The organism is Bacillus cereus group sp. MYBK30-2 (assembly GCF_051915945.1).
Taxonomy (GTDB): domain Bacteria; phylum Bacillota; class Bacilli; order Bacillales; family Bacillaceae_G; genus Bacillus_A; species Bacillus_A paramycoides.
The window spans coordinates 942,418-956,728 of the sequence record NZ_JBQAFR010000001.1; the positions used below are offsets into that span (position 1 = coordinate 942,418).

Consider the following 14,311-nt stretch of genomic DNA (forward strand, 5'->3'; position numbering starts at 1 on the left):
ACAAAAGAAAAAACGTAGGAGAAGTTCCTACGTTTTTCTTTATAACTATATTAAAAAGAGTTTTGATATTATTTCAATAATGCTATAAGGAAACGATTATAAATTGTATGTAAGGAATTTATTTTTCTTCAACTATACTATTTTATTTCAAGACATATTTTACAGAAAACTAGAAATCATTATTTTCTGTGTTGCCCTTGGTTACGACAACAATTATACTAGATGTAACCCGGATTAATAATCTGAATATTTTTAAAATTAAGATTAGGATTTCCTTTGAGGACATAGAAATCCTAAAGTATATCACCATGATTTTTTTACATATAAGTTTCTTCCTATTTATATAAGTTCTCACTATGAACTTATATAATACCATTACGAATTACCTCTTAGATTACTATCATACTGCAATAAAATGAAAGAACTACTTTTCTTTAACCTAAATTCTATTTTCAACTAAATGATTTAGAAAACGATAATAAAATTAGGAGGATTACGATGCCCCAGCTTGATTCATTACATCCCATTGTAGAAAAAATAATCAACAATATTGAAAAATTAATGGTCGGAAAACGAAAAGAAACGATCTTAGCCTTGACAGCTCTCTTAGCTGAAGGTCATGTACTATTAGAAGATGTTCCCGGTGTCGGGAAAACAATGCTAGTACGTGCTCTTTCTAAATCAATTGATGCCGATTACAAGCGAATTCAATTCACACCTGATTTACTGCCGTCAGATGTAACAGGTGTTTCTATTTACAATCCAAAAGAGCTCCAATTTGAGTTCAAGCCTGGACCAATTATGGGGAATTTTGTACTTGCTGATGAAATTAATCGTACATCTCCAAAGACACAATCTGCCTTACTTGAAAGTATGGAAGAAGGCAATATCACAATAGATGGCATTACAAGACCGTTACCAAAACCTTTCTTTGTAATGGCTACACAAAATCCGGTCGAATATGAGGGAACATATCCTTTACCAGAAGCTCAGCTCGATCGTTTCTTGTTGAAGCTAAAAATGGGATATCCTACACCAGAAGAAGAATTTGAAATTTTAAACCGGATGGAAAAAACAAATCCACTCTCCCATTTACAAGCTATTACTACAATAGAAGAATTACTTTATTTACAACAAAGCGTACGGGAAGTAAGCATGGACAAAGCAATCAAGCATTACATTGTAAAGCTTGTTAATCAGACTCGTTCTTATAGTTCTATACAGCTAGGTGCAAGTCCACGCGGCTCAATTGCTTTAATGAAAGCTTCACAGGCTTATGCATTCATCCATGGCAGAAATTATGTTATTCCAGACGATGTTAAATTTTTAGCTCCTTACGTTTTAGCTCACAGACTCATTCTAAAAATGGAAGCAAGATTTGAAGGTATAACAGGAGAACAATTTATCGCCAAAATCGTTGCACGAACTACCGTGCCGACTCAAAGGACGATGAAACTTTGATGAAACGACTACTACGAGCACTATATCACGTTACCAAGTTATTGCTAATCCCTTTATGCCTAGTCTTAACATTTGTGTACGCTATGCTTCAAGGAGGATTTGTAAGTTGGTTTTTGTTTTACAGTACGATTCCTATTGGCCTTTATTCACTAATACTCCCCTTCTATGCTTTACGGGACGCTGAAGTAAAACGAATAACAAACCAAAACGAATATGTAGCAGGAGAACAATTTTTAAGCACTATTACAATAAAAAGAAAATTTCCTTTTCCCTTACTTTATTTAATTATAGAAGATGAACTGCCACCACAATTTACAAGTTGTAGACAAACAAAGATGAATAAGGTAATACTCTTTCCAGGATTAAAACGAAATATTTCGTTTCAATATGTTATTGACACAATCCCTAGAGGAGAGCACACTTTTTCAAGCGTACGTGTCAAAACTGGCGATCTATTCGGTATGATGGAGAAAGAAGTAACTTTTTCAGTTCCAGATACATTTTTAGTCTATCCCCAGTATGTTGATATAACGTATCGACAATTGGAAAATCATTTCGAACAAGGAGCGCTTTCAGCAAATATAAATTTAGCAAAAGACTCTACAGTCTCTGTTGGTGTCAGAGAATATAAACCTGGCGACCGCTTTTCATGGATTGATTGGAAAGCAACTGCACGAACAAACAATATTATGACGAAAGAGTTTGAACAACAGCGCAGCCATAATATCATGATATTCATGGACAGAACCCAATCCCCTCTATTCGAATCAGTCGTAACGTTTACTGCCTCTATTGTGAGGGCTGTCTTGAAGCAAAATTCACCAGCGTCATTCGTGTCTGTCGGAAAAGAACGAACTATTTTCCCTTTAGACAATGGAGATACTCAGTTGCAACAAATCTTTTGTCATTTAGCGAAAGTACAAGCGGACAGTGTATTCCCGCTCTCTCGAAGTGTAGAAATGGAATTAAGAAAAATTTATCAGCCCGTAACGATTATACTCGTGACAAGCGATCTTTCTCCCGATATTCAAAAGGCGGCTGACTGTGCTGCTATAAAAAATAGAAAATTAATGGTGTTTGTCGTGAAAGAAAAAGCGAATCAACTCTCACATCGAGAACTAAGTATACTAGAAACTCTACAAAAACGAAAAATATTTGTAAACGCGGTTTATGAAAACCGGTATACAAACGTGTTTTTTGAGGTGAGCAAATGATAACATTACAAACAAAATACCAATGGGATATGAGCAGATTCTTCATGCATGTATGTGCACTTCTTCTTTTACTAGAATGGCTAAGACCCCTTATAGGTATTACAAACGTAGGTAGATTAGATATTTTTGTAATATTTATAGGAATTTGCTTCACTCTCTCTTTTTTTCAAACAAGGTGGCAGATTCCAATAAAAATCGTCACGATCTTATTCATCATTCATTCCCTGTATTATAAAAAAGCTTTTATAAATCCATTTTGGCTAACAACATTTTTTTCTGATATTTCTCGAAATTCCTCCCTGTTTTTCCAGGGGAATTTGCTAGATATTTCTCCAGTTTTCCCAACATTTTTATTTTTTCTATCATTTTGGTTTTTGAGTTCTTTCATCTCTTTTTGGATGATTCATAAAAAACGTGGATTGTTATTTCTTGTATTGACTATTATTTATATCACAACTTTTCATAACTTACATTTATACAATGCAAACTACGCTATTATTCGTACTGTTGTCATCGGCTTTTTTATGCTTAGTCTTCTTCAAATAGAACGAATAAAAGAGATTGAACACTTACAAAATTACGCTAAAGAAATCTCAAAATTACTTAGACCTCTTACAATATTTATTGTATTGTCAGCAACCATCGCATACTTTGCTCCAAAATTCGGCCCTCAATGGCCAAACCCAATGAATTTTTTAAAATTCAACACATCCGAAGCAAGTAAAAAACAAGAAGTTTCTAAAATTGGATATGGTTTAGATGACTCGCAATTAGGCGGTCCTTTTAAGGCGGATAATACAATTGTTTTTACAGCACAAACGCAAAACAAACAATATTGGAGAGTAGAAACAAAAGATTTTTATACAGGAAAAGGCTGGGAGGTTTCTGAAAATCAAAAAAAGGTTTCTTTTAAAAATAAAAACGACGTCTTGAGATGGTACGAACAAAATACAAAAACGGAGACAACCGAAGCAACAATCACTATGCAAAAAAGTGATCCTCACCTTACCTATCCAGCAGGATTGGTATCCGTTGAGGCTTCTTCTGATGTATCATACAGCGTTGACCCATTTTCAGAAAAAATCTATACGATGCACGGAGACTCTTTTACTACTTTAAATTCGTATAAAGTAACATATGAGATCCCGGAGTTTTCCATAGAAAACTTGAAAGCTGTAAAAACGAATGAAGGTCATGAAACAAGTCCTTATTTCATGACAAAGTACACACAACTTCCCGAATCATTACCGCAGCGAGTAAGAGACTTAGCTGTTAATCTTACAAATGATAAAGACAACCGATATGATAAAGTATTAGCTATTGAAAATTACTTCACAGACAATTCTTTTGTATACGAAACAATGAATGTCTTGTTCCCTGCCAATAACCAAGATTATGTAGATCAATTCCTTTTCGATACAAAAAGCGGCTACTGTAATAATTTTTCGACGTCTATGATTGTGTTACTTCGTTCTGCCGGAATTCCTGCTCGCTGGGTAAAAGGCTATACAGAAGGAACTCTTGAGAATACACTTGTTGGTACAGAAGGTGAGAATGTTTATAAAATCACGAACAATAACGCACACTCTTGGGTCGAAGTATATTTTCCAGGATACGGATGGATTCCATTCGAACCAACAAAAGGATTTACCAATCCCTATAATTTTATAAATAATACTCCTGCTTCTACTTCACAAAATAGCGAAGAAAATAATTCTAACAACGAGCAAATACACCAACGAAACAATGAAGCAAAACTCAAAAATTTAATAGAAAATACAGAAGAAGCTCCTACTAAAAAGATTACAAATTCTAAAAATGGATTTTTTTGGTGGTACGTATTCCTCTCTACGATACCGATTAGTATCATAGGATACATTCTCTTCACCACTAGAATGAAATGGATTACATTTTTTATCATTCTTTTCTATAAATACCGAAAAGATGATGTTGTTTATAGAAAAGCTTACGATGCACTTTTAAAACAATTTGCGAGAATCGGCATACCACGAGGGGAAAGTCAAACATTCCGAGAATACGCTCTCCGCATCGATACACTTTACAACTCGACTGATATGCAACAACTTACTTTCAGTTATGAGAACGCTATGTATCAAAAGGGACAGGCCGCAGCCGAATGGAAGAAATCCGTACACTTATGGGAAGTGCTTATGAAAAAAGCAGCTTCTCTGCCTAAATCAAATGAATTCGATACAGTGATTTAATCTTGATAATGTAAGTTTAAAGAAAACACCTCAAAGACTAAGAGCTACTTTGTTCTTTGAGGTGTTTTTTAATAAACATAATAAAAAGATAGCTAACTCCTAATCGCCTCCGCCATCTCCTGAACTGCCACATACGGATATCGGTACAACAGTAAATACGTACAGTCACGTACTACCAAGTATGCAAAAATTGGTAGCGGAAGTGACCAAAGTAGTGACTCCTAATTATTAGCCAAGTACCTTTTCAATCTCCACCTCTAAATCCACCGGCTTTGTCTGCGGCGCAAAACGCCCTACTACTTTCCCGTCTCTTCCAATTAGAAACTTAGTAAAGTTCCATTTTACTGCTTTCATACCGAGTAAACCTGGTGCTTGTTCTGTCATGTATGTATATAGAGGATGTGCCTTGTCACCTTTTACATCGATCTTCGCAAACATTGGAAAGTTTACACCGTAGTTTAATTCACAAAAACTTGTAATGTCCGCTTCTGTACCAGGTTCTTGTCCCCCGAATTGATTACAAGGGAAACCTAGTATTTCTAGTCCTTGCTCTTTATATTTATCATATACTTCCTGCAACCCTTTATATTGTGGTGTAAATCCACATTTACTAGCTACATTTACAATTAGTAGTACTTTTCCTTCGTAATCTTTTAACGATTTTTCTTCACCAGTTATTGTTTTAGTTGAAAAATCATAAACTGTCATTGTTCCTATCCCTCTCTTCTCTATCATTCTATGTTTATACTATACTACATAAGTGAACATACAGCCCTTTTTACATTCTTATGCGCCCGAAATGATAGCGCTTTATTTTTGTTCGAAAATTCGACACAAACTACTAGACTTTTGCTCTGGAAAGTTTTACAATTGAATTGTGAACAAAATGTGACAGTTTACATTATAAATTGTGACATTTTCAATTCCATTATAAAAGAAAAGGATGGTGTTGATTATGAAAACTGCACAGCGTGAAATGATTTCAAATCGTGAGTTTTATTTCGTACTATATATGATGTTATTGTATGTTACTGGTTGGGTAATCGATGTAAATGGCTTATTCCTAAGTTCCTACTTTAATTTAGCAGGAGAGATTACACTTCCATTAGTTGGCGGTATTGTTGGACTGTTCGTTATGTCTATTAATAAACAACAAACGAAATAACGACATTACATAAAGGCAGAAGACGAGCTTTCGTTTTCTGCCTTTTTCTTTTTTTAGCGTATAATATAAAGTGAAACTTTAATCAGTGGGGATTTTACTGGCAGTAAGACTCCCACAAATAGCGGTAAAAATCTACAAGTATATAAGGAGTGGTAAGTATGAAAAAAGTAGAGCAATTATCTTCCAATCTATATCTTATTGATGATTACGACTTACAACATAATGAACGAACAGGTACGTACGTTTTATTAGGTGACGATATTACTTTAATTGAAACTTGTGCAGCCCCTTCTCTTCCCTATATTTTAGACGGCTTACAACAATTACATATTGATTTAAACGATGTAAAAAACATTATCATTACACATGTTCATTTAGATCACGCAGGTGCAGCAGGTTTAATGATGGAGAAATGCCCAAATGCTACTCTATTTGTGCATCCACGCGGGGCTCGTCATATGATTGATCCCACAAAACTCATTTTAGGTGCAAAAGCTGTGTACAAAGAAGATTTTGATAAACTCTTTGATCCAATTCTTCCAATTGAAGAAGAACGTGTTCATATTGTACAACATAGTGATACATTAAAAATTGCAGAAGACCGTACACTTACATTTTATGATACACCGGGACATGCAAAGCACCATATTAGCATTCACGATTCATTAACAAACGGCATTTTTACTGGCGATACAATTGGAATTTATTATAGGGAACTCGCAGACCTTGGTGTAGAGTTATATCTACCGTCAACGTCCCCTTCACAATTCCAGCCAGATGCGATGATTGCTTCTAAAAATCATATTCAAAGTATGAATGTAGATACTATTTATTTCGGTCATTACGGGGCATCATCTCATGTTACAGAAGTATATAACCAACTGGAACATTGGTTGCCTATTTTCGTCGAGACTGGTAAGGATGTCTTTGAAAAAAATAAAGATTTCGATGAAGCTACTAAGACATTAAAATCTTTATTAATGGAGAAAGTCTCCTCTCACCTTACAAAGCTAGGCGTCCCATCAAATCATACTGTTTATAACATTTTACATCTAGATTTAGAAATTAGTGCGATGGGAATTATTGATTATTTAACGAAGCAAGAGAAAGCAAGTTCCACTATTAACTAATGGAAAAAGAAGATATATACAACGCAGTTATCGTATATATCTTCTTTCCTTGAATATATTTTTTAATAAAGGATGGTGGAATGGAATGCAAAAAGTGATATTATACCTCTGCTTTACATTATTTATCATTTTATTATTATTTGTTGGAGTAAAAATTCAATTTTATTTAGATACAGACGCGCAAGTGAATTTTAACGTTTACCCAAGATTATTATACTTTACACTCTTCCCTCTTTTGATCGGCATTTTATTACGATTCCTTCAATCCATTAATCGCGAAACGAGTAAACAAAACTGGAGCTTTCAGCCGGATAAATTTATTGCTATTACAGTACCTACAATATTAATTTCCTTTTCCCCAGCCCTACTCTTTTCACCACTTGGCGAATACCTACCGTATTTAGTTAATATTATTCTTGTGAATACAACTTTCGTTACCATTATTAGTTTAATAGCTGGTTACTCACTCTTAGATTGCTTTATACAAAGGGACAAGACAATTAGTAAGGAATACAACTAAGTGATATCCCACTTTCACTTTATTATGCAAGTCAAGGGTAGTTGGTTATGGTGGTTTATTTATTAGTGCAATACTCCTTGTGAGAGTTGCTATACATGCGGTGAGAAAGTTCAAGTAAACAAAAAAGGAGAACCTGATAATAAAGGCTCTCCTTTTTTGTTATCTCACCTTTTCATTTACATACTCCATAAACTGCTCCGCTTTAATAAATCTTTCTTTGTATGCCTCAGGTACTTCTTCTACTTTCATTCCACCCGTTGATTTTGTTTTTACTTGTACTATTTCATATGTCATTAAAGCTTCCACATAGCGATCAAACTCTTCTGGTGTTAATACTTCTTCACTAGATTTATGACCGTTTAATTTATCAAAGTATGGTTGAAGTCCCATACTTATCTTTTTCATTTCTTCCCTTTTCTTCGGTGATAACCGATCATAATCAATATTACCGTTTGAATCTCCATACTCAAGCTTTGCATTTGTTAATTTCTTTAGTTCTTTTGTAAACTCTTCATATTCCTTTGTACCCATATCATCTTTCGCTTGTGATAATTTTGCACTAAAGCGCATATATCCTTCTAATGTCATAGCTCCAGCATGCTTCTTTAAATTCTCAAAAGATCCGTATATACCATCTGCCATAATAGATTGATAAGCAAAACCCGTTGTCGGAATTAAAAATGCTGCTGCAAGCACTCCTGCTATAAGGCGTTTCTTCCTTTTACTCCCCCCGCGCTTCATTTTAATTTGAACGATTACTTTTTCTTTTAACTCCGGCGGGGCTACAATTCCCTTCGCTTCTTCTTGTATAGATTCTCTAACTCTACAATCTAAACTCATTTCACATTCCCTACCTCTCCTAAAAAGATATCTTCTACTTGCTCTTTCTGGCGTAGTTTCTTTAAAGCCGCATGAATTCTAGATTTCACGGTACCGATTGGAATATGTAATATATGTGCTACTTCTTCTTGTGAGTAATCGTGTAAATATCTTAAAATAATAACTTGTTTCAATTTATACGGTAATTTATGTATGAGCTCGATTAGTTTTTGATTTGATATTTTACTTACAATATCGTTAGAAAAATCAATTTGTACTGGTTTTCTTTGCTCTTCTGCTTTTTTTACAATCCGTAGCCGCATCCACCTCTTTCTTCTATAAGAATGAATTTGTTTAATCGCAAGTCCAATTAGCCAAGGACGAAATGGCTTCTCGCTATCATATTTACGAAGCGATTCATATAGCTGTATGTATATTTCTTGAACGACGTCATCTACATCCGTTTTGTCTTCTATTAAAAAATGTGCTGTCTTATATACTTCTTGAATCGTTTTATCATACAATTCGCCATACGCTTCTTTATTGCCTGATAGAGTTAATTGAATTAAATCTGCATAATCTATTTCATCCTTCATGTAACACCCCTCCTTTGTCTTATACTATATATTGGCAAGTAAATGATATTTCGTTCGATTTTTTTCAAAGGTTTTTATATAAAGTGAAACTTTAATCAGTGGGGGATTGTCCATCCCTCACTGATTATTAGCCCACACCAATCTGGCTTTTAGGCGGGAGTCTTACTACACGTTAATGCGGGATAAATTAATATAATAATGCAATGCCTTCATAAGTTTCACTTATAACCGTGCATAACAATTATATAATTTTCCAATTCCTAATGAAGATTTAAAATGATTTATATAGCAAAATTTAGGGGGATATATGATGAAAGCTATCGTTGTAACTTCGTTCGGTGGTCCTGAAGTGATGAAATATACAGATGTGGGCATTCCGACTATTTCAGAAAATCAAGTATTAATTCGCATTGTTGCTACTAGTGTTAATTTCGCCGATATTAAATCACGCTATGGCAAAAAAGGAAACAAAGCATTACCTTTTATTCCAGGGATAGATGCAGCTGGTATTGTAGAACGTGTAGGTTCTCATGTAAAAAACATTCACCCTGGACAGCGTGTAATTGCTTTCCCTCAAAATGGCTCTTACGCTGAATACGTTGTCGCAAACGAAAATCTCACTTTCGTTTTACCTGATGAAGTCGATTTCCAAACTGCTGCGGCTTGTCCGATCGTATCTTTTACAAGCTATAATTTACTCGCAAATGTGGCCAGACTGCAAAAAGATGAAGCAGTTCTAATCCATGCAGCTGCTGGTGGAATTGGTACTACAGCAATTCAACTTGCAAAACTATTAGGTGCTGGAAAGGTTATCGGTACTGTCGGAAGTGAAGCGAAAAGAAAAATTGCTTTAGACGCTGGCGCTGATTATGTTATATGCAATCAAAATGAGGATTTCGTAGAGAAAGTTAATGATCTTACAAACGGAGAAGGTGTTAATGTTATTTTAGATTCTATTTCTGGTACTGTGTCAGAGAGAAGTTTAGATTGCCTTGCTTATTATGGTCGTCTTGTCCATTTCGGTAATGCTAGTGGAGAAGTTGGTAATTTTCGAACGAAAGATTTACATGCAAGTTGTCGTTCTATACTCGGTTTTAGCTTTGGCACTACACGGAAAAAACATCCCGAATCTCTCAAAGAAACTGCAAATCAAGTTTTCCGTTATTTACGTGATGGAAGTTTACTAATTAAAGCTACGAAATCTTTTCCTCTTCAAGATGCAGGGAAAGCACATGAATGGGTCGAAAGTAGACAAAGTACAGGGAAAGTAATACTAAACGTTCAGACAGCTCCCTAAAATGAATACATGAAATCGAGGTGTCATTCATGGGATCACGAATTATGCATGTTATTATCGCTAACGGTATTGCCGAGAAACTATCTATTCAAGATAAAACTTCTTTCTTACTCGGAGGTGTAGCTCCTGATGCTGTTCATTCAAAAGACGAAAAAGGAACTTCACATTTTTACGCTGGTACAACGAAGAACTATACGAGAAGAATAGATTACGAATCATTTATTCATAAATACGAAAAGCATATGGACTCCCCTTTTCTTTTAGGCTATTATACCCACCTCATTGCCGATGATAATTGGCTAAATGGATTTTTTCTACCTTGGCTCAAAAACAGAATTGAGAACGACGAAGCCATCGCACCTATGTACTATAACGATTTTAAATTATTGAACGCAAAGTTGTTGCATCATTATGATAAAGAACAACAGCTCTTCTCCCTTCTTAATCAAGAGGCTCACATTGTGAATATCGAGGAAGTGTCAGAAGAGAACGTTTTAGCTTTTCGGCAATATATTTTTGAGGATATGCTATATCCTGAGCAACACTTGCACGAAAACTTACAAGTGTTTACATTTGATCAAATCGTTGGTTATATTGAGACTGCAATTGAAAAAGGAGTATTTTATATCGAGCAACTCTCTAGTAGAAAATTCACTTCAAATATTTAATCCCCCTCATTACATACGAGGGGGATTTTCACATAACAATACCATTATTTTTTCTTTTCCATTACTGCAAAGTAATTCCCTTCACTATCCGCAAAGTTAAACACTTTACCAGAAGGCATGGTTACCATTTCTCCAACTGTAACATTTTTATTTGTTAGATCTTTATATAGTTGATCAAGGTTTTCTGAGAAGAACATTAAAGACGGTGTACCAAGATTCAATTCCGGACTCATTTTAGAAATAACTTCTTTATTATGTAGTATGATACTCGTTTCAGCATCATTGGTTGGAGCGATTTCAATCCATCTCATTCCTTGCTTGTTATCTTCCTCTGCAATTACATGAAACCCTACTTTTTCAGTCCAAAAATTTACTGCCTCATCTTGATTATTTACATATAACATAATTTGTCCAACTTTATGAATCATTTGTTTTCCCCCTAATAGTTTTAATATTCTATGTAGCTTTCTACAGTTACTATTATTAATCCTTTTTCATTCATATGTACTTCTTCACAAAATTTATCGACTTACTCATCCCATCAAGCTGGTCAATATAATTATTTCTTTCAATTATGTTATACCCGTCGAATCCGATTTTATTTAATGCCTTGAAGAATGTATCAAAATCCACTTCACCATTTCCTGCCGCGACTTCTATATACTCACTTAAACCATTTCTTTTTACTTCTTTACAATCTTTAATGTGCGTTTGTACTATATACTCTTTTAACAGAAATAAACTCTCTATCGGATTTTCATTTACTTCACTTATTATATTTGCTGGGTCAAAGTTAACAGCTAGTCCATTTGAGCTTATATTTTCTAAAAATCTTTTTAACACTATTGCTTTTTCAGATCCCGTCTCAATAGCAAAGACTCCCCCTAATCTTAATGATAAATTCCCTATCTCATAACAAGTCCTTTGCATCTTATCATATCGCTCGCTCTTTTCATCATCTGGAATTTTTCCAATGTGAGCCGTTATTATATTTGCTCCTAATTCTAATCCCCTATCAGCAACACGTTTCAACGGCTCTATTACACTTTCAACTTCCGCCCCTACAATTCCACTTTCTCCAAAACTAATTGCTAATGACGGAACTTTAATTCCATTAAAAAATAAGCTTTTCTTTAAATTAGCCCATTCTACCTTTGAAATATTAGCTAAGTTAAAATTCGTATTCATAGCATATAGTTGAATATAGCCTAACCCCCATTCTCTCGCCTTTTTTATTCCTTCATTTACTTCAATATGTTTTGTATTTAAAAACATTCCTAATTTCCTGTTCATAAATGTACCTTCTTTTTATTATTTCGTATCATGTTAATATTCGACTCTTTTTATGTTACTTCCTTGTACAAACTAAACTAGAAATGCTACACCTTTATCAATATTTCCTGTAGAATCGTTAATAAAATTTCATCTATTATTCCACAGCAAAAAAGACGTAACTATACATAGTTACGTCTTTCCAATCATTTATCTAGGCTTTTTCTTACCAGTAAAAGCTGGCTTCTTTTTCTTTGGTGCTGGTGGTTTAGATTCTACAAATGCCCCTTTGAACATTTCTTGTTTCGTAAACACGATACCTAATTTTTTCGCAAATTGTAGTAATTTACGCTCTTCTTGTGCTGTTACAAGAGAAACAACCGTTCCTTCTTTCCCCATACGTCCAGTACGTCCTGAGCGGTGAATATATTGGTCTACTGTATCTGGTAACTCTAAATGAATTACATGTGTTAAATCATCGATATCTATTCCACGTGCTGCAATATCAGTAGCAAGTAAAATTTCTAATTTCCCGCCGCGGAACGCACGCATCGTTGCTTCACGCTCTTGCTTACTTGCCTCTGCATGAAGAGCCGCTGCTTTCATTTTACGGAATTTCAATTTCTGAGTAATTTCATCTAAACGGAATGGGTCATTTAAGAAAGCAACTGCTTTTACATCGCCCATATGCATAATTCTTCTTACGTAATCATTTTTTTCGCGTCGCTCACAAATGATATACGTATGCTCAACTAAGCTTTTTGACTCTGAACGTGTTACACGTACTAATTGTGGTTCAACTGCTAAATCACGTGCCGCGTCTTCTGCTGCTTTTGTCATTGTCGCCGAGAAGAATACTAATTGACGATCGCGCATCGTTGATTTAATTACATCCTGTACAGCGCCCATCATCTTTTGTTTTACAATTTGATCAAACTCATCAAATACAATCGTTTTCACTTCATGCATTTTTAGCTTTTTCATACGAATTAATTCTAAAATACGTCCTGGTGAACCGACAATAACTCTCGGATGTTTCTTTAATTTTTCCACTTGGCGCTTAATGTCTGCACCACCAATTAAAGATGCACCTGAAATATCAGTTCCCGCTGTAAACTTTTGAACTTCTTCATGAATTTGCATAACAAGTTCACGAGTTGGCGCTAAAATTACAACTTGGGGTTGTTTAACTTCAGGATTAATTTTATGTAAAAGGGGTAATAAGTACGCTAATGTTTTTCCTGTTCCAGTTGGAGATTCAGCTATAACGTCTTGTCCTTCTAAAATAGTTGGAATTGCTTGTTTTTGAATTTCAGTTAACTCTTTAAAACCAGCCTTCTCCCAAGCTTGTTGTAAAAATGGTTGCATATCTTTTATCATTTGTTTTTCTCCTTTATCTCTATTTTTGAAGAAAATGTTGTATTGTTCGCACCGTTTCTATCATGTGTGAAATAACAGCTATTAAATCATCAACATGGTCTTCTGTAATCGCTTTTTGAAATAGAACCTCTACCTTATTATGATATGAAATCGCTTGCTTATTATATTCGTATGAAATTTTCTGCGTAATCATTCGCTCTTTTCCCCATATAGAATGTAATAAATTTTCAATTTCTTTGCATCCTATCTCAGGGTGCTCCATTTCGAACGAGAATTCCAGCTTCATTTCACAACCTGGTATAAACTGAGGTACTTCTAATATTTCACCCGATAAGTTCTTTGCATCAACAGATAGTGAAAATGTCGCTTCTACCATCGTTTTAAATGTTTCAGTTAGTTGAAATGAAATACTATACATGCGACTTAGTGAAGCAAGGTCCATCACATCTTTTCGATCTGTTACGAGAATATCACCGTGTAAATCGAAATCATAGACAGCTCCTTCCACGATTACCTTTAAATTTTCAAAAGCAGTTGGATCAAACATAATTTCCTCCAAAAAAC

The 14,311-nt window shown here is 34.7% G+C and carries 15 protein-coding genes and 1 pseudogene; 9 read left to right on the plus strand and 7 right to left on the minus strand.

Annotation, left to right across the window (positions count from 1 at the left end):
• Positions 1-498: 498 nt before the first annotated feature.
• Genes ACTFQM_RS04835 through ACTFQM_RS04845 form a run of 3 tightly spaced genes read left to right on the plus strand, consistent with a single transcriptional unit; the run spans position 499 to position 4,900 of the window.
• The gene (locus ACTFQM_RS04835; protein ID WP_440033617.1) at positions 499-1,461 is read left to right on the plus strand and encodes an AAA family ATPase; all 963 of its coding nucleotides are present in this window, start codon (positions 499-501) and stop codon (positions 1,459-1,461) included.
• On the plus strand, positions 1,461-2,675 hold the full coding sequence (locus ACTFQM_RS04840; RefSeq protein WP_440034385.1) for a DUF58 domain-containing protein: 1,215 nt from the start codon (positions 1,461-1,463) through the stop codon (positions 2,673-2,675). Before ACTFQM_RS04835 ends, ACTFQM_RS04840 begins: the two co-directional genes overlap by 1 nt.
• On the plus strand, positions 2,672-4,900 hold the full coding sequence (locus ACTFQM_RS04845) for a transglutaminase TgpA family protein (protein WP_440033618.1): 2,229 nt from the start codon (positions 2,672-2,674) through the stop codon (positions 4,898-4,900). The genes ACTFQM_RS04840 and ACTFQM_RS04845 overlap by 4 nt, the downstream gene beginning before the upstream one ends.
• Positions 4,901-5,128: 228 nt before the next feature.
• Here the strand turns inward: ACTFQM_RS04845 and bsaA are convergent, their stop codons facing one another.
• Complete coding sequence (bsaA, locus tag ACTFQM_RS04850; protein WP_440033619.1) at positions 5,129-5,608, minus strand: glutathione peroxidase; 480 nt, start codon at positions 5,606-5,608, stop codon at positions 5,129-5,131.
• Between the two features lie 247 nt (positions 5,609-5,855).
• Here bsaA and ACTFQM_RS04855 point away from each other — a divergent pair, with 247 nt between their 5' ends.
• The 4 genes and pseudogenes from ACTFQM_RS04855 to ACTFQM_RS04870 all read left to right on the plus strand — a co-directional run.
• Positions 5,856-6,065: a DUF3925 family protein gene (locus tag ACTFQM_RS04855; protein WP_048372529.1), complete on the plus strand. Its 210-nt coding sequence runs from the start codon at positions 5,856-5,858 to the stop codon at positions 6,063-6,065.
• A 158-nt stretch (positions 6,066-6,223) separates the two neighbouring features.
• Positions 6,224-7,195, plus strand: a complete 972-nt coding sequence (locus ACTFQM_RS04860; RefSeq protein WP_440033620.1) for an MBL fold metallo-hydrolase — start codon at positions 6,224-6,226, stop codon at positions 7,193-7,195.
• Between the two features lie 85 nt (positions 7,196-7,280).
• On the plus strand, positions 7,281-7,715 hold the full coding sequence (locus ACTFQM_RS04865; RefSeq protein ID WP_400486135.1) for a hypothetical protein: 435 nt from the start codon (positions 7,281-7,283) through the stop codon (positions 7,713-7,715).
• A 37-nt stretch (positions 7,716-7,752) separates the two neighbouring features.
• Positions 7,753-7,833: pseudogene (locus tag ACTFQM_RS04870) on the plus strand (ABC transporter); the annotation flags it as partial.
• Positions 7,834-7,874: 41 nt separating this feature from the next.
• Here ACTFQM_RS04870 and ACTFQM_RS04875 read toward each other — a convergent pair.
• A complete protein-coding gene (locus ACTFQM_RS04875) occupies positions 7,875-8,555 on the minus strand; it encodes a DUF3600 domain-containing protein (RefSeq protein WP_440033621.1) in 681 nt (226 codons plus the stop codon).
• A complete protein-coding gene (locus ACTFQM_RS04880) occupies positions 8,552-9,130 on the minus strand; it encodes a sigma-70 family RNA polymerase sigma factor (RefSeq protein ID WP_025149870.1) in 579 nt (192 codons plus the stop codon). The genes ACTFQM_RS04875 and ACTFQM_RS04880 overlap by 4 nt, the downstream gene beginning before the upstream one ends.
• A gap of 310 nt (positions 9,131-9,440) precedes the next feature.
• On the opposite strand from ACTFQM_RS04880, the gene ACTFQM_RS04885 reads away from it, so the two are divergent.
• On the plus strand, positions 9,441-10,427 hold the full coding sequence (locus ACTFQM_RS04885; protein WP_400528054.1) for a quinone oxidoreductase family protein: 987 nt from the start codon (positions 9,441-9,443) through the stop codon (positions 10,425-10,427).
• Between the two features lie 29 nt (positions 10,428-10,456).
• Entirely contained in the window at positions 10,457-11,095 is a 639-nt protein-coding gene (locus tag ACTFQM_RS04890) for a zinc dependent phospholipase C family protein (protein ID WP_328044548.1), read from the plus strand.
• A 44-nt stretch (positions 11,096-11,139) separates the two neighbouring features.
• On the opposite strand, the gene ACTFQM_RS04895 is transcribed toward ACTFQM_RS04890, so the two are convergent.
• The 4 genes from ACTFQM_RS04895 to ACTFQM_RS04910 form a co-directional block, all read right to left on the minus strand.
• A complete protein-coding gene (locus ACTFQM_RS04895; protein ID WP_025149873.1) occupies positions 11,140-11,523 on the minus strand; it encodes a VOC family protein in 384 nt (127 codons plus the stop codon).
• 70 nt (positions 11,524-11,593) lie between these two features.
• Positions 11,594-12,388: a sugar phosphate isomerase/epimerase family protein gene (locus ACTFQM_RS04900; protein ID WP_178940156.1), complete on the minus strand. Its 795-nt coding sequence runs from the start codon at positions 12,386-12,388 to the stop codon at positions 11,594-11,596.
• Between the two features lie 189 nt (positions 12,389-12,577).
• On the minus strand, positions 12,578-13,747 hold the full coding sequence (locus ACTFQM_RS04905; protein WP_440033622.1) for a DEAD/DEAH box helicase: 1,170 nt from the start codon (positions 13,745-13,747) through the stop codon (positions 12,578-12,580).
• A 19-nt stretch (positions 13,748-13,766) separates the two neighbouring features.
• Positions 13,767-14,294 carry a hypothetical protein gene (locus tag ACTFQM_RS04910; protein ID WP_265620539.1) on the minus strand — a complete coding sequence of 176 codons (528 nt, stop codon included), beginning with the start codon at positions 14,292-14,294 and terminating at the stop codon, positions 13,767-13,769.
• Positions 14,295-14,311 lie beyond the last annotated feature (17 nt).